Annotated in this window: 21 protein-coding genes; 8 read left to right on the top strand and 13 right to left on the bottom strand. The window is 64.6% G+C overall.

Annotated elements, in window-relative coordinates; genetic code table 11:
* Positions 1–33 precede the first annotated feature (33 nt).
* Entirely contained in the window at positions 34–693 is a 660-nt protein-coding gene (locus QQZ18_RS09345) for a haloacid dehalogenase type II (RefSeq protein ID WP_284540367.1), read from the bottom strand.
* A 202-nt stretch (positions 694–895) separates the two neighbouring features.
* Here QQZ18_RS09345 and QQZ18_RS09340 point away from each other — a divergent pair, with 202 nt between their 5' ends.
* The gene (locus tag QQZ18_RS09340; RefSeq protein ID WP_284541020.1) at positions 896–1,753 is read left to right on the top strand and encodes a branched-chain amino acid aminotransferase; all 858 of its coding nucleotides are present in this window, start codon (positions 896–898) and stop codon (positions 1,751–1,753) included.
* 101 nt (positions 1,754–1,854) lie between these two features.
* On the top strand, positions 1,855–2,166 hold the full coding sequence (locus QQZ18_RS09335; protein ID WP_284540365.1) for a hypothetical protein: 312 nt from the start codon (positions 1,855–1,857) through the stop codon (positions 2,164–2,166).
* A 3-nt stretch (positions 2,167–2,169) separates the two neighbouring features.
* Here QQZ18_RS09335 and QQZ18_RS09330 read toward each other — a convergent pair whose 3' ends face one another.
* The 6 genes from QQZ18_RS09330 to QQZ18_RS09305 all read right to left on the bottom strand — a co-directional run bounded on the left by QQZ18_RS09330 (position 2,170) and on the right by QQZ18_RS09305 (position 9,315).
* On the bottom strand, positions 2,170–2,931 hold the full coding sequence (locus QQZ18_RS09330; protein ID WP_284540362.1) for a response regulator: 762 nt from the start codon (positions 2,929–2,931) through the stop codon (positions 2,170–2,172).
* A gap of 193 nt (positions 2,932–3,124) precedes the next feature.
* Positions 3,125–3,721, bottom strand: coding sequence for a superoxide dismutase (locus tag QQZ18_RS09325; RefSeq protein WP_284540360.1), 597 nt, complete (start codon positions 3,719–3,721; stop codon positions 3,125–3,127).
* A gap of 153 nt (positions 3,722–3,874) precedes the next feature.
* A complete protein-coding gene (locus QQZ18_RS09320; protein ID WP_284540358.1) occupies positions 3,875–5,962 on the bottom strand; it encodes a S9 family peptidase in 2,088 nt (695 codons plus the stop codon).
* An 83-nt stretch (positions 5,963–6,045) separates the two neighbouring features.
* Complete coding sequence (locus QQZ18_RS09315) at positions 6,046–6,399, bottom strand: DUF1491 family protein (RefSeq protein ID WP_284540356.1); 354 nt, start codon at positions 6,397–6,399, stop codon at positions 6,046–6,048.
* Positions 6,400–6,501: 102 nt separating this feature from the next.
* The gene (locus QQZ18_RS09310) at positions 6,502–7,404 is read right to left on the bottom strand and encodes a peptidoglycan-binding domain-containing protein (protein WP_284540354.1); all 903 of its coding nucleotides are present in this window, start codon (positions 7,402–7,404) and stop codon (positions 6,502–6,504) included.
* Between the two features lie 3 nt (positions 7,405–7,407).
* Entirely contained in the window at positions 7,408–9,315 is a 1,908-nt protein-coding gene (locus tag QQZ18_RS09305) for a sensor histidine kinase (protein WP_284540353.1), read from the bottom strand.
* Between the two features lie 379 nt (positions 9,316–9,694).
* On the opposite strand from QQZ18_RS09305, the gene QQZ18_RS09300 reads away from it, so the two are divergent.
* Positions 9,695–10,069, top strand: a complete 375-nt coding sequence (locus QQZ18_RS09300) for a DUF5330 domain-containing protein (RefSeq protein ID WP_284540351.1) — start codon at positions 9,695–9,697, stop codon at positions 10,067–10,069.
* A 161-nt stretch (positions 10,070–10,230) separates the two neighbouring features.
* On the top strand, positions 10,231–10,647 hold the full coding sequence (locus QQZ18_RS09295; RefSeq protein ID WP_284541019.1) for a SufE family protein: 417 nt from the start codon (positions 10,231–10,233) through the stop codon (positions 10,645–10,647).
* A gap of 82 nt (positions 10,648–10,729) precedes the next feature.
* Here QQZ18_RS09295 and QQZ18_RS09290 read toward each other — a convergent pair whose 3' ends face one another.
* Both QQZ18_RS09290 and QQZ18_RS09285 read right to left on the bottom strand, forming a co-directional pair.
* The gene (locus QQZ18_RS09290) at positions 10,730–11,149 is read right to left on the bottom strand and encodes a MucR family transcriptional regulator (RefSeq protein WP_284540349.1); all 420 of its coding nucleotides are present in this window, start codon (positions 11,147–11,149) and stop codon (positions 10,730–10,732) included.
* Between the two features lie 470 nt (positions 11,150–11,619).
* A complete protein-coding gene (locus QQZ18_RS09285; RefSeq protein ID WP_284540347.1) occupies positions 11,620–12,753 on the bottom strand; it encodes a DUF2336 domain-containing protein in 1,134 nt (377 codons plus the stop codon).
* Between the two features lie 480 nt (positions 12,754–13,233).
* Between QQZ18_RS09285 and QQZ18_RS09280 the strand changes: the two genes are divergently transcribed.
* Positions 13,234–14,109 carry a hypothetical protein gene (locus tag QQZ18_RS09280; RefSeq protein WP_284540345.1) on the top strand — a complete coding sequence of 292 codons (876 nt, stop codon included), beginning with the start codon at positions 13,234–13,236 and terminating at the stop codon, positions 14,107–14,109.
* A gap of 9 nt (positions 14,110–14,118) precedes the next feature.
* Here QQZ18_RS09280 and QQZ18_RS09275 read toward each other — a convergent pair whose 3' ends face one another.
* From QQZ18_RS09275 to QQZ18_RS09265, 3 genes are read right to left on the bottom strand one after another with little or no spacing between them, the layout of a single operon-like run.
* The gene (locus QQZ18_RS09275; protein WP_284540343.1) at positions 14,119–14,655 is read right to left on the bottom strand and encodes a hypothetical protein; all 537 of its coding nucleotides are present in this window, start codon (positions 14,653–14,655) and stop codon (positions 14,119–14,121) included.
* The gene (locus QQZ18_RS09270; protein ID WP_284540341.1) at positions 14,652–15,236 is read right to left on the bottom strand and encodes a DUF1214 domain-containing protein; all 585 of its coding nucleotides are present in this window, start codon (positions 15,234–15,236) and stop codon (positions 14,652–14,654) included. Before QQZ18_RS09270 ends, QQZ18_RS09275 begins: the two co-directional genes overlap by 4 nt.
* 12 nt (positions 15,237–15,248) lie before the next feature.
* The gene (locus tag QQZ18_RS09265) at positions 15,249–17,474 is read right to left on the bottom strand and encodes a transglycosylase domain-containing protein (RefSeq protein WP_284540339.1); all 2,226 of its coding nucleotides are present in this window, start codon (positions 17,472–17,474) and stop codon (positions 15,249–15,251) included.
* An 81-nt stretch (positions 17,475–17,555) separates the two neighbouring features.
* Here QQZ18_RS09265 and QQZ18_RS09260 point away from each other — a divergent pair, with 81 nt between their 5' ends.
* Complete coding sequence (locus QQZ18_RS09260) at positions 17,556–18,062, top strand: YcgN family cysteine cluster protein (protein ID WP_284540337.1); 507 nt, start codon at positions 17,556–17,558, stop codon at positions 18,060–18,062.
* Between the two features lie 96 nt (positions 18,063–18,158).
* Here QQZ18_RS09260 and QQZ18_RS09255 read toward each other — a convergent pair whose 3' ends face one another.
* Positions 18,159–18,368, bottom strand: coding sequence for a TOBE domain-containing protein (locus tag QQZ18_RS09255; RefSeq protein WP_284540335.1), 210 nt, complete (start codon positions 18,366–18,368; stop codon positions 18,159–18,161).
* 258 nt (positions 18,369–18,626) lie between these two features.
* Here QQZ18_RS09255 and QQZ18_RS09250 point away from each other — a divergent pair, with 258 nt between their 5' ends.
* Both QQZ18_RS09250 and QQZ18_RS09245 read left to right on the top strand, forming a co-directional pair.
* Positions 18,627–19,244 (top strand): YitT family protein, encoded by a 618-nt coding sequence (locus tag QQZ18_RS09250; RefSeq protein ID WP_284540333.1) that lies wholly within the window; start codon positions 18,627–18,629, stop codon positions 19,242–19,244.
* A 144-nt stretch (positions 19,245–19,388) separates the two neighbouring features.
* Complete coding sequence (locus tag QQZ18_RS09245) at positions 19,389–20,423, top strand: serine hydrolase domain-containing protein (RefSeq protein WP_284540331.1); 1,035 nt, start codon at positions 19,389–19,391, stop codon at positions 20,421–20,423.
* Positions 20,424–20,517 lie beyond the last annotated feature (94 nt).

Here is a 20,517-nt window from a genome sequence, read left to right as displayed (position 1 = left end):
CTTGCGAAACAAACTGCTAGAGCGCCGCTTTCTTCAGAGCTTGGTCAAGCCGGTAAGATCGGGCAGCTCTGCCGCCGGGCGCATGTCGGGATACTCGTCGAACGCGCCGGTCCGGTTGATCCAGACGGTGCGGAAGCCGAACTTCGACCCGCCGGCCACATCCCAGCGGTTGGACGACTGGAACGAGATGGCGCTGGGAAAGACGCGGAAATGCGTCGTCGCCATTTCGTAGACGCGCGTGTCCGGCTTGTAGCAGCCGATCGAATCCACCGACAGCACGTCGTCGATGATGTCGCCGAGGCCCGCGGCACGGATCGCCCGGTTGAGCATCAGCGGGCTGCCGTTCGACAGGATGGCGATACGGGTTCCGGCGATCTTCAGGTCGCGCAGAACGGCCGGCACCTCGGGAAAGCAGTCGCAGCTGCGATAAGCCTCGAGCAACGCTTCGCGCAGGTTCGGATCGACCTGAGGATAGACGGCGAAGGCCGCATCGAGCGCGTCCTTGGTCAGCGCCCAGAAATCCTTGTAGGCACCGGTGGTCGACCGGATCCACGAGTATTCGAGTTGCTTCGTCCGCCAGAGCTCGGACAGGCGCTGCGCGTCCGGCCCAAGTTCGGCGGCGTGTCGGCGGACGGCCGAGTGGACGTCGAACAGCGTGCCGTAGGCATCGAACAGGAAGATCGGATGGTACATGCCGCTGTCTCCGCTCTCAGCCGTCGATTCGTGAATCCAGCGGCTTTCGCAACTTTGGTATCGGATATATCGATTATCTGGAAACCGGCAAAACAGACATGCGGAAAAGCCTGCAGAGGGGCGGGTTTTCATCGGGCCGTTGCCGCGCCGTCGCGTTCGGCGACGACGGGGCAGCGGGCGCAGCGAGAAAAGGAAGGACAGTATCGTGGCTTGGTCTCAGACCTGGACGTGGTTGGACGGCGAATGGCACGAGGGTAACGTGCAGATCATGGGCGTCAGGACGCATTCGTCCTGGCTTGCCTCGTCGGTATTCGACGGCGCCCGCTATTTCGAGGGCGTGGCCCCCGACCTTGACCTTCATTGTCAGCGCGTCAATCGCAGCGCGCTCGCCATGGGCCTCGAAGCCCTGCGCCCGGCCGAAGAGATCGAGTCGCTGGCACGCGAGGGGTTCGCCCACTTCTCCAGCGATGCGGCGCTGTACATCCGTCCCATGTACTGGGCCGAGGACGGCGGCTTCATGGGGGTGCCCCCGGAGGCTGCATCGACCCGCTTCTGCCTCAGTCTCTATGAGGCGCCCATTCCCTCGCTCGACGAGGGCTATGCCGTCACCACCACGCGCTACCGCCGGCCGCTGCCCGAGACGGCGCTGGTCAATGCCAAGGCCGGCTGTCTCTACCCGAACAACGGCCGCGCCATGCTGGAGGCCAAGGCCAAGGGCTTCGACAACGCGGTGCTGCTCGACGTGCTCGGCAACGTCTGCGAGCTCGGAACGGCCAACCTGTTCATCGCCAAGGACGGGGTGGTCATGACGCCGGCTGCAACCGGGGTGTTTCTCGCCGGCATCACGCGGTCGCGCATCATCAAGCTCTTGCGCGACGATGGCTTCGACGTGCGCGAATGCGTTCTGAAGACGGAAGATCTGGCCGCGGCCGATGAGATTTTCGCGGCCGGCAACTATGGCAAGGTGACGCCGATCCTGCGCTTTGAGACCCGCGAGTTCTCGGTCGGGCCAGTCACCCGACGCGCGCGTGAACTCTACTGGGCCTATGCCCACGCCTGACCGAAGGCCATATTTCCTGGCACGTCCCCTTGAAAACGCCGCTTGCGCGGCGGATTTCAGGGGGATGCGGCGTCTGCCGCGCGGAATGCGAGGAGGAAAGCATGCGGACGGCAACGATTCTGGGATTGACGATCGCGCTCACGCTCGGTGCCGCCTCTTCGGCGACGGCGGCCTCTTTCATCGCCAGACCGACGGAACCTCAGGCCTGTCCGGGAGGAGCGGCCGGCTCAAATCTCTGGCAGGGATATTTCCACGGCCGCAAGGAAGTCGACAGCGGCTGGACCAGATATGAGGACGTCTCCGAGCGCTATTGCTTCAGGACGGAAAAGCTCTGCCGCAACTGGCTCTACAATATGCAGAGCGAGTACAACTACATGGTCTGGTCGGCCGTCTGCGCCCCTGGCGGCGGCTGACGGTCAGCCGTTGCGCGAGGGCTGCGACGGTCCGCGCGGTCGCTTGGAGCGCTTGACCACGACGGGAACGATCGGGTTTGCCCGCGCGCCCACGAGATCCCCGTAGACCGCCTCGTTCGTCCTTGGGCGGAAGTTGATGTGGGTGATGAGGAACCCTGGATTTTCCGGCAGTGGAAACTCCACCGGCGTCTCCGAAAGCAGGCCGCGGCTTCGCAGGGAAGCGGCTTCGCGCATGACGAGCAGTCGTTCCTCAGAGACGATCTCGGCCGGCTGGCCCGAGCGGCGCTCGGGGCCCCGATAGGTCGGATCGTTGCGCCGCCGACGATCGGGGCCGAAGTAGCCCGATCCGGTCTTCACGTAGACCCTCGGCCGCCCGAACACCGTCAGCAGCCGCTCGGCGAGATAGCTCGACGACATCGGCTTGACGGCGATCTCGTCGATGCCGGCCATCACCGCCTTCTGCACGTTCTGCCGGCTGGCGTGCCCGGTCATCAGAAGAACCGGCACCATGCGGTTGACGATGGCTCCGCCGTGACGGATGCGGTCGGCGAAGGCGAAACCGTCCATCGGCTCCATGCCGAGATCCGACATGACGAGATCGACGTGCCGGCCGGTCAGGAACTCGAAGGCGGCGTCGGTATCCGAGAACTCGTGAATGTCGTGGAAGCCGAACTCATTGAGCATGCCGGCCACGAAGCGCCTGAAGCGGGGGCTGTCGTCGACGATGACGATCGTGCGAGCGATGTAATCCGTCAGTTTAGGCATGGCGCCCCGTAAATCGTTGCTCAAGAGGAAACAATAACCTTGGTGCGAACCAGTCCGGTACCCACAACGATAGTGATAGTGGCTAGCGCTGCGTCGAACAACATATATCGCGCGAAAACGAATGGGGGCTCCGGACAAGCCGGAACCCCCAAAAACGTCGTGTCGCTCGGCCGTCGACGCGGCCGATGCCGGCTTAGCCAGCCTTGGCATAGAGCTCGGCGACGAACTCCCAGTTGACCAGATTGTCGAAGAAGGCTTCGAGGTACTTCTGCCGCAGGTTGCGGTAGTCGATGTAGTAGGAATGCTCCCACACGTCGACGCCGAGCAGCGGCGCGGCGCCGGCAACCAGCGGGTTCTCGCCGTTCGGCGTCTTGGAAATGACGAGCTTGCCATCCTTGAGCGACAGCCAGGCCCAGCCCGAACCGAACTGCGTCATGCCGGCCTGGATGAAATCGGCGCGGAACTTGTCGAGGCCGCCGAGATCCTCGTTGATCTTCTTGAGAAGCTCACCGGGAATGGAACCGCCGCCATTCGGCTTCATCCACTTCCAGAAATAGAAGTGGTTGTAGTGCTGGGCAACGTTGTTGAAGAGGGCGGGGTTCTTTCCGAAAGAGCCCTTCACCACGTCCTCGATGCTTTTGCCTTCCCACTCGGTACCCTTGATCAGGTTGTTACCGTTGTTCACATAGGCAAGGTGATGCTTGTCGTGATGGTACTCGAGCGTCTCGCGCGACATGTAGGGGCCAAGCGCGTCATAGGCGTAGGGAAGGTCATTCAGCTCGAAGGCCATGGTCGTCTCCTCTCGGGAAAAGTGAGCGTTCTAAAACTGAGCATCGCCGCCCAGCGGTGGTGCATGCGAGATAGATAGGAACTTTTCCTGATGGCGGCAATGAGCCACGAGTCGATTCATGGCTCCCATGCGCGTTTCGATTAGCAAAACGAGTTAGTTAGCCTTGCCCATCACCTTCAGGGCGAAGGCGTATTCGAGCGCCGTTTCCTTCAACTCGTCGAAGCGGCCGGATGCCCCGCCGTGACCGGCGTCCATGTTGATATGCATCACCTGCGGGTTGTCGTCGGTCTTGAGCGCCCTGAGGCGCGCGATCCACTTCGCCGGCTCCCAGTAGGTGACGCGCGGGTCGGTGAGGCCGGCCAGCACGAACATCGGCGGATAGTCCTGCGTCATCAGGTTTTCGTAAGGGCTGTAGGACGCGATCAGCTGGAAATCGGCGATGCTGTCGAGCGGGTTGCCCCATTCGGGCCACTCCGGCGGCGTGAGCGGCAGCGTGTCGTCCAGCATGGTGTTGAGCACGTCGACGAAGGGGACGGCCGCCAGCACGGCCCCCCAGAGCGAAGGCGCCATGTTGGCGACGGCGCCCATCAGCATGCCGCCGGCCGAGCCGCCATGAGCGACGATGCGCCCCTCCGAGGTGAAGCCTTCGGCGACCAGATGGTGAGCGGCGGCGATGAAGTCCTTGAAGGTGTTCGGTTTGTTCTCGCGCTTTCCGGCGAGATACCAGCGATGCCCCTTCTCGTTGCCGCCGCGGATGTGGGCAATGGCGTAGACGAAGCCGCGATCCACCAGCGACAGAATGCGGGTGGAGAACGAGGCGGGAATGGCGATGCCGTAGGCGCCATAGCCGTAAAGCAGGCAGGGCGCCGAACCGTCGAGCGGCGTGTCGGCCCGATAGAGCATAGTGACCGGCACGCTCTCGCCATCGGCCGCCGGCGCCATGATGCGACGCGTCACATAGTCGGTGGGCTCGTGACCGGACGGAACCTCCTGAGTCTTCCTCAGGAAGCGTTCGCCGGTGGCCATGTCGTAGTCGTAGACCTGCGCCGGCGTGGTCGGCGAGGAGTAGGTGAAGCGAACGACGTTGGTGTCGAACTCAAAGGAGCCCGACAACCCCAGAGAATAGGCCTCTTCCGGGAAGGCGATGGCGTGCTCGTGCCCGCTCGACAGCTCGCGGATCACGATGCGCGGCAGGCCGCCCACCCGCTCGAGCCGCACCATGCGTCCCTGGAAGATCGACATCGACAGGATGAGGCGGCCCGGCTCGTGGGCGACCACATCGATCCAGTTGTCCCGACCCGGGTTCTTGATCGGCGCGTTGACGATCTTGAAGTCTTCGGCGCCGTCGGCATTGGTCAGGATGTAGACGCGATCGTCGCCATCGTCCTCGATCGAATACTCGACCTCGGTTTCGCGCGCCGTCACGAGGCGAGGGGGGCTATCCGGCGCCGCGGCGTCGATCAGGCGAACCTCGGAGGTCTGGTGGTCGTGCGAATCGATGACGATGAAGCGGCCGGACTGGGTCTTGTCGACGCCGCAGAAGAAGCCCGAATCCTCTTCCACATAGACCACCGTATCCTCGGAGGCCGGCGTGCCGATCACGTGCCGCAGCACCTTCTCGGTGCGGTGATTGTCGTTGATGAACGTGTAGAAGAACGACCGGGAGTCGGCCGCCCAGGCGACGCCGCCAGAAGTGTTGGGAATCTCGTCGGCAAGATCGGCATCGGCGTCGAGATCGCGGATGCGGATGACGTGGAACTCCGAGCCGGTATCGTCGACGCTGTAGGCGAGCAGCTTGTGGTCCGGGCTGTGGGTGGCTCCGCCCAGGCTGAAATAGGACTTGTCGCGCGCCAGTTCGTCGGCGTCGAGCAACAGTTCCTCCGGTCCGCCATCGCGCAACGTGCGCACGAGGCGCGGATGCTGAGCGCCGGTAAGGTAGCGGCTGGCATAGGCGTAGGGGCCATCGGGAAGCGGAACCGAGGCGTCGTCTTCGAGGATGCGGGCGCGCATTTCGGCGACCAGCGCCGCCTGCAGCGACACGGTGTCGGCCATGTAGGCGTCGCAGAACGCGTTCTCGGCATCGAGATGGGCCCGGATGCCGGCATCGAGAAGGTCGGGATCGCGCAAGACGTCCTGCCAGTTGTCGGCACGAAGCCAGGCATAGTCGTCGACGAGATCGACGCCGTGCACGGTCGTCACGACGGGCCGCTTCTCGGCGCAAGGGGGCTTCATCTCGGTCATGGAGGCTCCGAAAACTGCAAAACGGCTCGAGGGATATCCCCAAAGATGCCGGCGGGGCAACAGGCAAACACGCGGCCTGACGGTCAGGTTCCGATGATATCGAGATCCGACGTTCCCTGTCGGTCCTCGGTTTCGACGATCCAGCAGTCGCTGTCGAAGCGCCGCTCGGACCGCAAGCGGGCGTCGATCTCGGCTTCCGGCGCGCTGGCGAGCAACTGTTCGAACACGCGACCGCCGGCCATCGATGGGTCGACGTCGTCCAGATAGATCTGCGGCACCGGCCCATAGAGATCGGCGGTGCCGTCGAGGCGCGATACCTTGACGAAGATGGCCCCGGCCTCGGCGGCGCCCCGGCCAACCACCGCCGTGAAGAAGCCGCCGTCGTTGCGACGACGAACATAGGCCGAGACGAAGAAATCGGACGTGATGCGGGCCATGGCCATGCTCGACAGCGGAAGCCGTCGTTCAAATCACGGCTTCGGACCAAGAGCAAGGCCTGCCCGGCCTCAACAGTTGCGCGAGAGGTGACAAGCGCGTGACTAGAGGCCGCCGACCTTGACGAGCTGGGCGACGAAGGCCTCGTCGATGGACCCGCTCTGCGGCAGGTTGTAGTAGGCCTGGAACCGCTTGATGGCGTCGCGCGTCTCGGCGGACATGACGCCGTCGATGGCGACGGGGCCGAATCCCTGCTGTGACAGCGAGCGCTGGATGCGCGCCAGATTGGCGTCGCCGGTGGTCGTCGCCGCTGGCGCGGCACTGGCGGCCGGCTTTGCGGCGGCCTTGGGCGGGGCGGCCGAGGCGATGAGATCGCCGATGCCATCCATCGACACATCGGCCGCCTGAGCTGCGGCCGGCGGGGCTTCGGCCGTCGCTGGCTGGGCAACGGTGGTGCCGGGCTTCGGCCAAGGCATGGGCGCGGCGCGGCCGTTTGCCGGCAACGAGGCCACGGTCAGCGGATCGGCCGCGACGGGGCTTTCGCCATTGAGGCTGGTCTTCGGCCGCACGGAACGAATGGCCAGCAAGACGTTGTTGGACGGCTCGCCGGTGGGGGTGAGGCGGAAAGCCCGTTCGAAGGCGAGAATGGCTTGCGAGGTCTGCGGACCGTCGAGACCGTCGACATCTCCCTTGTAGTAGCCGAAGTCCTTGAGACCCTGCTGTATGTCGGCGATCAGGCTATGGTCGGTAGCACCGACGGAGGACCCGTCGGAAGAGCGCAAGGCTGGCGGCTGCGCCACGGCAGGCGTTGCGAGCGCGACGGGGCGGGTGCCGACGAACAGCGGTGCCGGATGGACGCCCGGCTGCAAGGCGAGCGCGTTGGTCATGATGGCGATGGCGGTCGCCGTCATCATCAAGCCACCGGCGGTGGCCATCGGATTGCCGACGGCCCCCCGAAGCAGAAGGGCGACAAGTCCCGTTTTCTCAGGGGTCTTGCGTCCTGCCATGCGTCATGCCCTCCGCGCCACGCGCTGGATCTGGTCGACATCCAGAACGCGGGAAATCGGTTCGACGCCATCGCGCGATGGCTGCATCGGCAGGAGAACGGTAACGGTGGTTCCCTTGCCGAGATCGGAGTCGATCATCACCTGGCCGCCGTGCAGCGCAACGAGGCCTTTCACCACCGAGAGCCCGAGGCCGGTGCCGGCCTGCTTGCGGTCGTAGCCGGTCTCGGCCTGGAAGAACGGACTACCGACGCGGCAAAGATCCTTTTCGCCAATGCCGATGCCGTTGTCCCGCACGGCGATCGCTATGCGGCGCCCCTGGCGGCGGACCGAACACGTGACCTGACCGCCGCGATTGGAGAACTTCACCGCGTTGGAAAGGAGATTGAGCACGATCTGGCGGCAGGCGCGCGGGTCGGCAACCAGTTCCGGCAGGTTCGGCTCGATGTCCGAAGACAGCAGCACCTCGGCCTTCTCCGCCTGCGGCATCATCATCTGCCGGCAGCGATCGACCAGGGGACCGACGCGAAACGCCTCGGGATTGACGTCGAAGGACCCGCACTCGATCTTCGACAGATCGAGAATGTCGTTGACCACCTGAAGCAGATGTTCGCCGGATTCCTTGATGAGGCCGGAATACTCGCGCTGGCGATCGAACTCGAACTTGCCGAACAGTTCCTGGTTGAGAATGTCGGAGAAGCCGATGATCGCGTTGAGCGGGGTCCTGAGCTCATGGCTCATGTTGGCGAGGAAACGGGTCTTGGCCAGATTGGCCGCTTCCGAGTCGGCGCGCAGGGTGTCGAGCTCGGCTTCGTGCTGCTTGCGCTCGGAAATGTCGCGGGTGACGGTCACCACTGCGTCGTCGCCCAGTTGGTCGGGGAGATGACGCATGTGCGATTCGACCCAGATCCAGCCCTCGTTGTCCAGATCGTCGCCGCAGCGAAGGCGATACTCCACCCGCGCCGCGCCCTGGTGAAGCGCCACCGAGATGGCCGAGAGGTAGGCTGGGCGGTCGCCGATGTGAACGCGCCGGAACAGACCATCCGCGGCGAGGTCGGCCGGCCGCACCGATACGAGGCGCATGGCAGCGGGCGACACGAACGTGACGTCGCCGGAGGGATTGTGGCAGGTGACGAGATCGCTCATCGCCTCGGCAAGCAGGCGATAGCGCTGTTCCTGCTTGGCGATGGAGAGCGAGGTCGCGCGCTCGCGCCGTTCGATGCCGACGGCCACACCGGAGGCGTAGCCGAGGGCGACCACGCAGGCGAGGAAATTCATGGTCGTGCTGTCGCCGGCAAGGACGAAGGCCCGGCTTGCGCTGCCGGAGAGCGTGAGGAGCACGGTGAGCAGAAAGCCCGCGCCACTGATCAGTGCGGCGCCGGCCACCGTCGACCGGCGGCCGGACAACGCCGCCTCGATGGGCGCGATGGCGAACCAGACAACGGCGAACGAGCCCAGGCCACCGGTGTGGAGGGCAACCCAAACGGCCAGCGTGGTCAGGATGCACGCCGACAGAAGGTAGCCCTGAGCCAGCCGGCCGGTGCGGGAGACGAACAGCGCGACGAGAATCTCGAGCCCGAGAATGGAAAGCGCAGTCGCGGAGAACCCGGCCGACGACGGATCGACGGCAAGGGCCGGCGGAATGAGGCCGAATGCCGCGAAGCCGCTGACGAGATGCGAGCCTATGAATCCTCTGTGCCTGTCGACCTCGACCGGATCGTCGACCACCGAGCTATGCACAAGGTGATCAAACGAGCGCTCCAGCGCGGCTCTGATCTCACAGTTACGCAACACGCATCCCCATCGCAGGCGGGCCGGCACCGCCATGGGAATCCCCTGGGGCGCCTCCGACATGCTGGTCCTGAGTTTCCGAAACGGGCCGGTGGTGCCGGAGACGCTTCGGGGACGGACCATTTGTCTTTTCTGACACTACGGTGCCATGCGCCCCTTTATGGAATGTTGATGGGAAGCATGACGCGAGGGGGTGAGACGCCCTCAGAAAGGGATTTGGTCGGAAAGATCGAATTCACGGTTAAGCGCAGGTGAACAGGCGCTCCCTGTGCTTGGAAGCTCGCGATAAAGCTGACGAATCTCTCGCGCTGCTCGATGGAATGGGCCGATTGATAAAATTGGACTCAAATTTTCGTCGAATTTCCCTGCGATTTGAATGATCGGCCTAATTCGATCCTAAAACGTCCCTGCTAGAACCGGGAACATCGAACGGACAGCGACGGTTTCGGCCGCGAAAGATCCGGACGCCCTCCACGGGCGATGAACAACAGGGAAGTGCATTATGATGTTTCTCCTGAGGACGGCGTTCTGGCTGTCCGTTGTCATCTTTCTCATTCCCGTCGACCATGCCGCCGAGCAGCAGGCCGAGACCGCCAAGGTGCAGCCGATCGGCGCGCTGGAGGCTGCGAGCGCCGCCCAGGCGACCATCTCCGACATGAGCGGCTTTTGCGGCCGCAACCCCATGGCCTGCGAAATCGGTGGCCGGGTTGCCACCACCTTCATGCTGAAGGCCCAGACGGGCGCCCGCATGGTCTACGATTTCATCGATCGGTCGCTCGACGACAAGTCCGGCGCGAACGTCGATCACGGTACGCTGACGGCCACCGATCTCACGCCGGCCTGGCGGGGACCGGGCAAGGCGCCGCAAGGCATCTGATACGGCCGCGCCGGCCCGATGCCGGCGGCGAAGTTTCCCTGCCCGACGGCATCCGTCGGGAACTCGACCGCCGCGACCCCTGGGTCCGGCGGTCTCTTTCTTTAAGGCCGGTGCCGGTCTATACCGAACCGGCGCGACAGACATGGAGACCGAACGTGGCGGTGACCCTCGACGAAATCCGGGACAACTTCTCGTTTCTCGACGACTGGGAAGATCGCTATCGCTACGTCATCGAGCTCGGCAAGGAGCTCGAGCCGCTCGCCGAGGGCGACCACAGCGACGACTGCAAGGTGCGTGGCTGCGTCAGCCAGGTATGGCTCAAGCCGAGTCTCTCCGGCGACAAGACCGATCCGGTCGTCACTTTCCTTGGCGATTCCGATGCGTTGATCGTACGGGGGCTGATCGCCATCCTTCATGCCACGTATTCGGGCAAGCGGGCCTCCGAGGTTCTGCAGATCGATCCCGAGGCCATCTTCAACGAGCTGAACCTGCGCGAGCATCTCACGCCCCAGCGCTCGAACGGCCTGAGGTCGATGGTGGAGCGTCTGCGCAAGGTTGCTCAGGACGCGATGGCCTGAACTCCGACTTTCCTGAAGCGGCGACCAAAACGAAAAGCCCGGCGCAAGGCCGGGCTCGTCATGTTCCATCGGGCAAAAGCGATCAGCGGCTGCGACGACGCTGCTGGCCGAGACCCATCTTCTTGGCAAGATCCGAACGGGCAGCGGCGTAGTTGGGGGCGACCATCGGGTAGTCGGCCGGCAGGCTCCACTTCTCGCGGTATTCTTCCGGCGACATGTTGTAGTGGGTACGCAGATGGCGCTTGAGCGACTTGAACTTCTTTCCGTCCTCAAGGCAGATGATGTAGTCGTTGGTGACCGACTTCTTGACCGGAACGGCCGGGCGCACGGGCTCGGCTTCAACTTCCTGAGGAGCACCGCCCTGCACGCGATTGAGAGCGCCCACGACGTCGTAGATCAGGTTCGGCAGTTCCGCGGCCGGAACGGAATTGTTGCCGACATAGGCGGCGACGATATGCGCGGCAAGGTCGATTATCGTCAGGTCGTCTTCCATCTCGCTCATCTTTGTACCTGTCCTGCTTGAATTTGGATATTTCTGTTGCGTTTCGTTAACTGCTCCACCGGCCGAGAATTTTTCGATCAATTCTACCTGCGAAGCCGCAACAAACCCATGATCTGCTGTCGGACATGTCATTACAGCGCTTCAAAAATGAAAACAAGTGGAACTTGGACAAGAGTAACATCAATACGATGAAAACCGAATTCATGCCCTGCGAATGCTAGGAAAAGTCACGCAAGACGCTCGCAGCACACTAAAGTTGCCTATGGTTGATGGGGCACGCAGCATTGAGACTCTGGCTCACCTCCAAGCGAGGCGGTCCGTAGCGCCGAATACGGACGATTCGCACCAGCTTTCGGGGAGCCGTCTTGCAGACGAAGGCTGTGTCCTGATCAATCAAAGCTGAAGGTCAGGCAAAAGCGAGCGGGCGACGAGAACCGCCGTCGAGGCCCCGATCGGACGACCGTTCGACCTCAGGCGCGATCGCGCCTGACCTGGGGCATGGCTGCCGGCTGTTCGTCGCGGCCGGCTCCGGTCGCCGTCGACCGGATGGGCGTGCCAGCCTGTGTTTGCGGCACGTGAACCGGGGACCGCTTGACGGACGGGAGCACGCCGCGCCAACGGTCGGCAAGCAGGAGAGCTGAGCGGAGCGACACCATCTCGTAGAGATCGACGAGGCGCTTGACGTCGAAATAGTTGCGCGTGTCGTCGATGCCGGAGAACAGGATGACGCGGGTGGCAATGCCGCTGTCGAGGCCGGCGGCCTTGAGGCAGATCGATAGCGGCTCGCCGCCGGCGTCGGCAAGCAGCCGCACGAGAAACGGGGCATCGAGACCGGTAAGGTCCGACAAGATTCGCGACATGGCCTCGGTGTTGCGCTGCAGGCAGGCGCGCGCCAGCGTGGCCACCTTGTCGGGATCGGGCATTGGAACGCGCGGCAGCGGCCGGCGGGCGGCGAACTCCCTGAGCGCGGCGATTTCCAGCGCCTGGATGACGCGGCGGCGACCGCGGCCGTCAAGATCGAGAAACAGGTCGATCAGATCGGTGTCCTGCACGTCGTCCATGCGCGCGGCGAGCTGGCGAGCCAGCTTCGGATTGCCGTGGGCGTTTTCAACCAGATGGCTGACGGCGCTCTGCGACAGGGTGATGCTCGAATTGGCGGCCAGCGCCGAAAGGCCGTCGGCGCGCATGCGGCCGAGCAGGGCCTCCACCACGGGCGGCTGAAGGTTCTTTCGCGCCGCGATCATTTCGAGATGGCTCGGCGAGGCCGTGGCCACCAATGCCAGCAACTGCCCTTCGGAGATGCTTTTCGATTTCTCGATCATCACGGAAGATACGGGGAAGATGTCGTGCAGCAGCGCCCGCATGACGGACGCGGGAACCTCGTCATAATCGGCGAGCAGCGTGGCGATGCGGATCCGGTCCTGAAGCGCCGTCACCTTCAGCAGCTGCGCCACGAGTTCCTCGTACATTGCGACCTCGGAGCGCGTGTGCCCAGGCTCCGATACGTAGAGTTCGGTGGCTTCCTTGAGGAGCGAGCGGGACCGCGCGCCATCAGCGCCCTTGACCAGGCCGAAAACGCCACTTGAAAAGGGGGGCGACGCCATTTCACAGCCATCCCGAATAGGAGTGTCTCGCCCGCCGATTCCGGCAATAACGATCGGCGGCCACACCTGATGAGAATGCCGCTGAAATCGTAAACCATTTGTTAACTCTGACGGCCGAATGATGGTTTTGCGAGCGAAAGTACGCGGGAGGCGACAAACGCCCGGGTATGTTATTCGCCGCTAGCCGGTCCGGCCCTGGAGGGTGCCGTGGGTGACGTCGTCGCATTTGGTCTGCCTCCGCTTCGCGCACGTCGGAAATCCACCAGCGGTTTCTGCGAGGTAACCATTTTGCCGGCCCGCATCATCGAGAACCGGGACATCGCGCCGCAGCCCCAATCCCCCAAGCGCCGAGCCCCTCGGAAGCCGAATGGGCCACCGCGTCCGGCGGGCGTCGGCCTCAAGTAGCACCACTGAAATGGGCGGGCTTGCGCCGGCCCCGCGAATCCTGAAGACTCCGGCCGAAATGTCCGGAGAAGCATCGTGGCCGCGCGTTTGAATGACTTTAGGGCAGGCGCCGCGCTGGCTCTGGTTGCGCTGGCGGTCACCGCCTGCGGCCGGCCGACCGGAGATTTCGGGCGGGCCGAGCCATCCTTCCTGCACGACACGCTGCTGCCGGCGGCCGGCAATCTGACCGCGGAATACGCGCGAAAGGAGCCCGTTTCCGGCTTTCCGCTGACGGACGACGAGATCGAATTGCGCAATCGCGCTTGGGCCTTCGTGCGAGCACCGCATGTTCGCGACTGGTGGCTCGACAGTCTGGTCGAAGGCGAGCGGACGCGAATCCTGCCGATCCTCAAAGGCGGCGGCGCTCCATCGCCCGAGATCGTCGCCATGTTTCCCGAGATCGCACTGCCGCTCATCGCGCCGGCCTACGATCGGCGGCGCTATCACGGCTACCTGCTCTCGGACGGACGCATCTCGACGGAGACGCTGTGGGCGCGCGTGATCGATGACGCCGGTGCCGACACAGCGCTGATCCCGCCCTTCTGCGAGGTTGCTGCCCGCGTGCGCCGGGCCGACGTCGAGCGGCTGGGCGCGCTGAGGCGCCAGCGGCTCGTCGAGGCTCAACTGCATGAGGGAGCCGAGGCGCGGGTCTGGGAGAATGAGGAGACTATCGCCTGGGTGTGGCAAGCCCTGGGCTATCGGGCGGCGTCCTATCGCTATGCCATCGACCACTTCCAGGTCGAGGCGCCCTCCAACCAGCTGTTCGGGGCCAACCGCGCTTACGACACGCTGGTCTTCTCGAAATGCTTCGGCGCGCCGGGGATCCGCACCGCATTGCCGAGCGGACCGGGACGACATTCCCGCCTGATGAACGCCCCCGATCCCTTCGACGAGCCGGTGCCCCAGAAATAGCGACCGCCATCACTCCGACAGGGCGGGGCGGCACTCAAGCCCTTTGAAAGCCTCTTCGGCCAGGCTCCTATCGTCGAGGCCGCCGGCGAACAGGCGAAGCAGCACGAAGCCCTGGTCGACCGGCAGCGACATCGTATCGAGAGAGCCGAGGCCGGCCGACTGGCGGGCGGCGTCCAGCGTGGCGGTGCGGCCGATCATGAGATCGATGTCAGAACCGCGCAGGTCTTCCCGCGATAGCGTTGAGAGAATTCGTCCGTCGTCCGACATCGCCGCGATGGACCAATAGGTGCCGGGCATGGTGCCTGTCAGGCGAACCGGCCCGGTATCCTCGTCGAAGCGGCAGACGGCATTGAGAAAGGCGGGGTCCAGGTCGGCCGACGTATTGCTGTTGTCGACCTGCACGAGCGTGCCGTCGGCCGTGCTGAAGTCGATGCCGGTAAACGCGAGATCGCGAGAATGGCTGGGCGTCAGAAGAACGGCGCCGATATGGGTGAGTCCTGCGATGCACAGCGTCGCCGCGAACCAGCGGAGGCCGGTATCGATCATGATGCCGCTCCCTGTTCGCAGCCGAGTGGCGTCACCGACGGCAACTGGTCGGAGCCCGGCGCGCGGGCGGCTAGGGTCGGCGAATAGAGACGCAGGGTCAGCCGCAGGCTGGAAAGCCCGGTCGTCGCCACGAAGTCGCCCGGCCGAACCTCGCGGCCGATGGATATGTGAACCTGTCGCGCCGATCCGAACGCCATGGCGTCAAGCGAGGTAAAGCCGAAGCGGCGAGCTGGATTGGACGGCAGGTGCCCGTCGCGGTCGGAGACCGTCAGCGTCCAGAGTACGCCCTGGGGCACGGGGCCTGAGACGAGATAGGCGCAGGCGGCCTGCAGTGGCTTGTTGTCGGCGCTGACCTCGGTGATCAGCTCGATCCCCTCGCTTGGCCCGAGGCCGCCACCGCCGCGCCGGGCAGCCCTGGCTGCTTCATAGGGATTGGCCTTGGCGTTGTCCTTCAGAACGGACCATTGGCCGATGGTCTGGGCTCCATCGAAATGGAAGTTGCCGACGGCCCACCAGGCCGAACCTAGGCCGAGAAGGACGCCGACAAGCGTTACGAGGATGAGGCGTATCGTAGCGAACACTGGAACGACCGGTCAGCGAGGGGCCGCGGCGTCGGAAGCCCCGAGCAGCGAAAGACCATTGAGGAGATTGTTCGACCGCCCGGTGGCGGATGGTGTGACAAGGCTGAGCGCCTCGCCGTCGGCGGCCGGCACGAGCGCCGCCTCCCGTGCCTTTGCCGCCGGAATGCGGGCACGCATGCTGGCGCCGACGTCGCGGATCACCGCCGCCGCTGCCGGCGTCAGGGCCTGAGGCGAAACGGTCGCTTCGGGCGTGGCCGTTGCCACCTCCGCCGGCTTGCCGGTCGAGGCGAGGAGATCGGCCGACACCGGGACGCCGGGGATTGGCTTGAAGCTGAGGCCGGAGTGGATGGGTTCCATGATGGAGTGCCAGGTCAGGGCGGGCAGGCTGCCGCCCGTCATGTTGGCGGTCGAAGTGTAGTCGTCGTTGCCGAACCACACCGAGGCCGCGTACCAGCCGGTGTATCCGACGAACCATGCATCGCGATAGGCCTGTGTCGTTCCGGTCTTGCCGGCCTGCATCTGGCCGGGAAACTTCGCCTTGCCGCCGGTACCGCCGTTCACCACCGTCGACAGCACGCTGTTCATCTCGTAGGCGACCTCTTCCGGCAGCACCTGCTCGGGCGGCGGCTCCCGCGTCCGATCGTAGGTGATGACGCCGGCGCGCGTCTTGGTCCATTCGATCGCATAGGGGGTCGACTTGAGCCCGCCGGTGGCAAAACCCGAATAGGCGCCGACCATGTCGAGGGCGGTCACTTCGGCCACGCCGAGCGGCAGGGCGCGCGTGATCTTGAGCTCGGTGCGAATGCCGAGCTTATGGGCGGTTTCGACGATCTTGCCACGCCCGAAGCTTTCGGCAAGCCGGACCGGCACGGTGTTGATCGATTTGGCGATGGCCGTCCTGAGCGAAATCCGGCCGGCATAGGAGCGGCCATAATTGCGCGGGCTCCAGTTGCCGATGGTGATCGGCGCATCGGAGATCATGTCGTCCGGTGCAAAGCCGTTCATGAAGGCCGTGGCGTAGACGAAGGGCTTGAACGACGACCCCGGCTGGCGCAACGCGTAGACCGCGCGGTTGAACAGGCTTTCACCGTAGTCGGCGCCGCCGACCATGGCCCGCACTGCGCCGTCGAGGCTCTGCACGACGGTGGCCGCCTGCTTCACCTTATACTGTTGACCATATTGCCGGAGACTGTCGGCGATGGCCGTGTCGGCCGTCTTCTGAATCGCCGGGTCGAGCGTTGTGCGAACGGTGATGGTGCGGTCGCCGGGCGGGGCGATGCGCTTCACTTCCTCGAAGGCCCAGTCGAGGAACCAGTCCGGCGCATTGCCGTTTGCCGAGGGTACTGGTGTGGCGGGATTGCGACGCGCGGAGGCCACCTGGGCCTCCGTCATGAAGCCGGCCTCGACGAGGTTGGACAGGACCTGATTGGCCCGGGCACGAGCGGCGGCGATATTGTTGTTGGGCGAGTACTTCGTCGGCGCCTTGTAGAGGCCGGACAGCATGGCTGCCTCGGCCAGCGTCAGCGATTTGACCGATTTGCCGAAATAATACTCAGACGCTGCCGCAACACCGTGCGTGCCGCCGCCCATGTAGGCACGGTCGAGATAGAGCTTCAGGATCTCTCCCTTGGAAAGCTGCGCCTCGAGCCACAGGGCGAGGTAGGCCTCGTTGATCTTGCGCTGAATGGTGCGCTCATTCGAAAGGAACAGGTTCTTGGCGAGCTGCTGGGTGATGGTCGACCCGCCCTGGACGACGCCGCCGGCCTTAGCATTCGACATGATGGCGCGGACGGTGCCGAGCGGGTCGATGCCGAAATGGTCGTAGAAGCGCCGGTCCTCGGTGGCCAGCGTTGCCTCGATGAGATAGGGCGGCATCGCCGACAGCGGCACGCTGTCGTCGAGGAACATGCCGCGCCGGCCGATGATCGTGCCGGTCTTGTCCTCGAAGGTCACGGCGTAATCGCCGCGCGCGCGCCAGTCGCCCTCCGTCGCCTTGAAGGCGGGAATGGCGAACAGCAACAGGACGATGGAACCGGCGGCGCCAAGCGTCGTTCCCTCGGACGCCAGCTCGAAGAAGGCGCGCTTCCAGCCGCGCAGTCGGATCAGGCCGGAGTAGTCGACAAGGCTGCCCCAGAACCGCGAGAAACCTTTCGAGGCGTTCCAGGCGGCCGAGTCGACGAAGGCATCGATTCGGAGAAGCCAGAGGCGCCAGCGCGGATTGCTCTTGAATTCCGGCACGGTACAGCCCAAGCGTTAGGAATGTTCGGAAGCCGAAAACTAACCTTTTCCGGCACCGGTTACCAGATCGCAGAGAAAAAGATGGCGGACGCAACCGACAACGACGATGGACTGCCCTTCTGGCGCACCAAGACGCTCGAGGAAATGACCGACACGGAGTGGGAAAGCCTGTGCGACGGCTGCGCCCGCTGCTGTCTCAACAAGCTGGAAGACGAGGACACCGGACGCGTCGTCTACACCGACGTCGGATGCTCGTTGCTGGACGGCGAAAGCTGCCGCTGTTCCGACTACGCCCATCGCTCGGAAAAGGTGCCGGAGTGCGTGCGCCTGACGCCGCATGAGGTGCGCACGCTCACCTGGCTGCCGAGCACATGCGCCTATCGTCTCGTTGCCGAGGGGCGCGATCTCTACGATTGGCATCCGCTCGTTTCGGGCGATCCGGACAGCGTCCACAGCGCCGGAGTGTCGGTCCGCGGCAAGACGGTGCGCGAACAGGACTGGCCGGTGGAAGAGTGGCAGGACCGCATCGTCAGCTGGCCGACGCGGCTGCCGGGACTGTTGGGGCGCAAAAGACGCCGTCGCGCCTAGACGGAAAGCCGGCGCGCGCCCTTGGTCGTCCATGAAGAGTCATGGCGATTCATATGGGTTCATGGTGCGTCGCCAGCTATCCGCTCCGGCGGCGCCTCAGTCGATGGCGACGAGAACGTCCGATGCCTTGACCACGGCCTTGGCGGAATCGCCGACCTTGAGGCCGAGGTCGTCGACCGCCTCGTTGGTGATGGCGGCCGTGACCTTGGCGCCGCCGGCTACCTCCAGAACGACGTGGGCGGTCGTGGCACCCTTGGTGACCTTGACGACCTTGCCTTCGAGGACGTTGCGCGCGGAAATCTTCATGCTGATGTTCCCTATTCGAGCGGTCGCCGCTGGCGGACGTCGCTTCGCGGATCCGGTGCTCGCATCATGGACAATAGGCCGGACCAAGCTTTCCGCAATGACAGAAAGGTGGCAGTCGGACGCCGCTGGCGCGGCGCTTGCACAGAAGTTGACCAGCCTCGCGGCACGGATCGCGGCATCGTCACCGGCGCCGGTTGGTCCCGTTGGCGAAGGCCATGGCGGTGTGACAGAGGCGCGGGATTGGGAAGGGCTTTGGACATGGCGAGCATCGACAGAAGCGACGACGGCAGGCATGGGATCTGGGACGACGTTCAGGCCATCGCCATGGGGACGTTCTTCGCCGCCGTCGGCATCGAGTTCTTTCGCGATGCGCATCTCGGGACCGGCGGCACCGCCGGTGTCGCCTTCCTCATCCACTATGCCACCCAGTTCGGCATCGGCCCGGTGATCTTCTTGCTGAACCTGCCCTTCTATGCCTTCGGCTGGGTAACGCTCGGCCGGGAGTTCACGCTGAAGACCTTCGCGGCCGTGGCGCTCCTCTCCGTCGAAAGCTATTTCATGCACGACGCCTTCGCCATCGGCTATAGCGCCCCCTGGTTCTCGGCGATCACCGGCGGCGCGCTGACCGGGGTCGGCATGCTGATGCTGTTCCGGCACAAGTCGAGCCTCGGTGGCATCGGCATTCTCGCCGCCTTCGTTCAGGAAAAGCTGGGTTGGCGGGCCGGCAAGTTCCAGCTCGCCACCGATCTTGCGATCCTCGCGACGTCCTTCCTCGTGCTCAACTGGAGAAACGTGGCGTTGTCCGTGCTGGGCGCCGTGGTGCTCAACTTGGTCCTGGCCGTCAATCACAAGCCGGGCCGCTACAACGGCTACTGACCCACGACGCTGCCGCAGGAGGTGCCGGCGCAAGCGCGATCAAGCGCCAAACGGAGGGAAGGTTACAACGGGCCGGTCTCCCCGATGACCGCCCATGTCATCTGGAAGGCGCCACATGGGCAGCGTGCCCCGGAGGACCCACGGATGAGCAACACGGACGCATCGCCGACCAAGGCCTTTTCGGCGCTCGACACCAGATTGGAGCAAGCCCTTGCATCCGGCCACATCGCCGGTCTGCATGCCATGGTGCTGACCAGGGATGGCCGAACCATCGCCGAGCGCTATTTCATCGGCCGCGACTACACGTGGGGCGTTGATCTCGGCGTGGTCGACCACGGCGAGGATACGCTGCACGACCTGCGCTCGGTGACCAAGAGCATCGTCAGCCTGCTCTATGGCATCGCCCTGGAACGGAAGCTGGTGCCGCCGCCCGAGGCGCCGCTCCTCGACGCTTTGCCACGCTATGCGGACCTCGCCGACGAGACGCGGCGGCGGATCACCATCGCCGATGCGCTGACAATGAGCATGGGAACGCTCTGGGACGAGACCGTCCCCTATACCAGCGCCGCCAACAGCGAGATCGCCATGGAGCAATCGCCGGATCGCCTGCGCTACGCGCTCGACCGGCCCATCGTCGAGCCGCCGGGGCGGACCTGGACCTACAATGGGGGCGCGGCGGCATTGATCGGCGCCGTCATTGCCGAGGGCGTCGGGCTGCCGATCGAGGAGTTTGCCCGCGAGGTTCTGTTCAAGCCGCTCGATATCGATCGGTTCGAGTGGATCCGCAGTTGGGATGGCGTGGCCGCGGCGGCATCCGGCTTGCGTCTCACGGCCCGCGACCTCGCCAAGATCGGCAACATGATGCTGGCCGGCGGTCGTTGGAACGATCGAGCCATCGTTTCGCCCGACTGGATCGAGAGGGCGACGACGTCGCGGTTCGCCGCCAATCCGGACAATGGCTACGGCTATTTCTGGTGGACGGGGAGCTCGACGCTGCCCTCGGACGGCGATCCATTGCCGTGGTACGCCGGCTTCGGCAATGGTGGCCAACGTCTGCTCGTACTGCCCGCAGCCGGTGTCGTGCTGTCGACCTTCTTCGGCAACTATGACCAGCCGGAATTCTGGCTGCCGCCGGCTCGCTTGTGGTCCGACATCATCCTGCCTGCGCTCTCGGACTGAGAAACGGCGAGCCGCCAAACTTGGAGGCGCCGCGCCTGCGGCGCCCCCGAGCACCCGCCGATCAGGTTGAGTCAACCTGATCGAAAAGCGGCTG

This window comes from Pleomorphomonas sp. T1.2MG-36 (assembly GCF_950100655.1).
GTDB lineage: Bacteria > Pseudomonadota > Alphaproteobacteria > Rhizobiales > Pleomorphomonadaceae > Pleomorphomonas.
The sequence above is the reverse complement of the archived record's forward strand: the minus strand, read 5'-3'. Positions and strand labels throughout refer to the sequence as shown.

Coding starts and splice junctions, on each gene's coding strand:
- QQZ18_RS09320 (WP_284540358.1), bottom strand. CDS start 5,962: ATGACCGAGATGAAGCCCCCTTGCGCCGAGAAGCGGCCCGTCGTGACG.
- QQZ18_RS09285 (WP_284540347.1), bottom strand. CDS start 12,753: ATGGCGTCGCCCCCCTTTTCAAGTGGCGTTTTCGGCCTGGTCAAGGGC.
- QQZ18_RS09325 (WP_284540360.1), bottom strand. CDS start 3,721: ATGGCCTTCGAGCTGAATGACCTTCCCTACGCCTATGACGCGCTTGGC.
- QQZ18_RS09330 (WP_284540362.1), bottom strand. CDS start 2,931: ATGCCTAAACTGACGGATTACATCGCTCGCACGATCGTCATCGTCGAC.
- QQZ18_RS09290 (WP_284540349.1), bottom strand. CDS start 11,149: ATGAGCGAGATGGAAGACGACCTGACGATAATCGACCTTGCCGCGCAT.
- QQZ18_RS09345 (WP_284540367.1), bottom strand. CDS start 693: ATGTACCATCCGATCTTCCTGTTCGATGCCTACGGCACGCTGTTCGAC.
- QQZ18_RS09275 (WP_284540343.1), bottom strand. CDS start 14,655: ATGATCGATACCGGCCTCCGCTGGTTCGCGGCGACGCTGTGCATCGCA.
- QQZ18_RS09250 (WP_284540333.1), top strand. CDS start 18,627: ATGGCGAGCATCGACAGAAGCGACGACGGCAGGCATGGGATCTGGGAC.
- QQZ18_RS09310 (WP_284540354.1), bottom strand. CDS start 7,404: ATGGCAGGACGCAAGACCCCTGAGAAAACGGGACTTGTCGCCCTTCTG.
- QQZ18_RS09260 (WP_284540337.1), top strand. CDS start 17,556: ATGGCGGACGCAACCGACAACGACGATGGACTGCCCTTCTGGCGCACC.
- QQZ18_RS09305 (WP_284540353.1), bottom strand. CDS start 9,315: ATGGTCCGTCCCCGAAGCGTCTCCGGCACCACCGGCCCGTTTCGGAAA.
- QQZ18_RS09335 (WP_284540365.1), top strand. CDS start 1,855: ATGCGGACGGCAACGATTCTGGGATTGACGATCGCGCTCACGCTCGGT.
- QQZ18_RS09245 (WP_284540331.1), top strand. CDS start 19,389: ATGAGCAACACGGACGCATCGCCGACCAAGGCCTTTTCGGCGCTCGAC.
- QQZ18_RS09255 (WP_284540335.1), bottom strand. CDS start 18,368: ATGAAGATTTCCGCGCGCAACGTCCTCGAAGGCAAGGTCGTCAAGGTC.
- QQZ18_RS09300 (WP_284540351.1), top strand. CDS start 9,695: ATGATGTTTCTCCTGAGGACGGCGTTCTGGCTGTCCGTTGTCATCTTT.
- QQZ18_RS09315 (WP_284540356.1), bottom strand. CDS start 6,399: ATGGCCCGCATCACGTCCGATTTCTTCGTCTCGGCCTATGTTCGTCGT.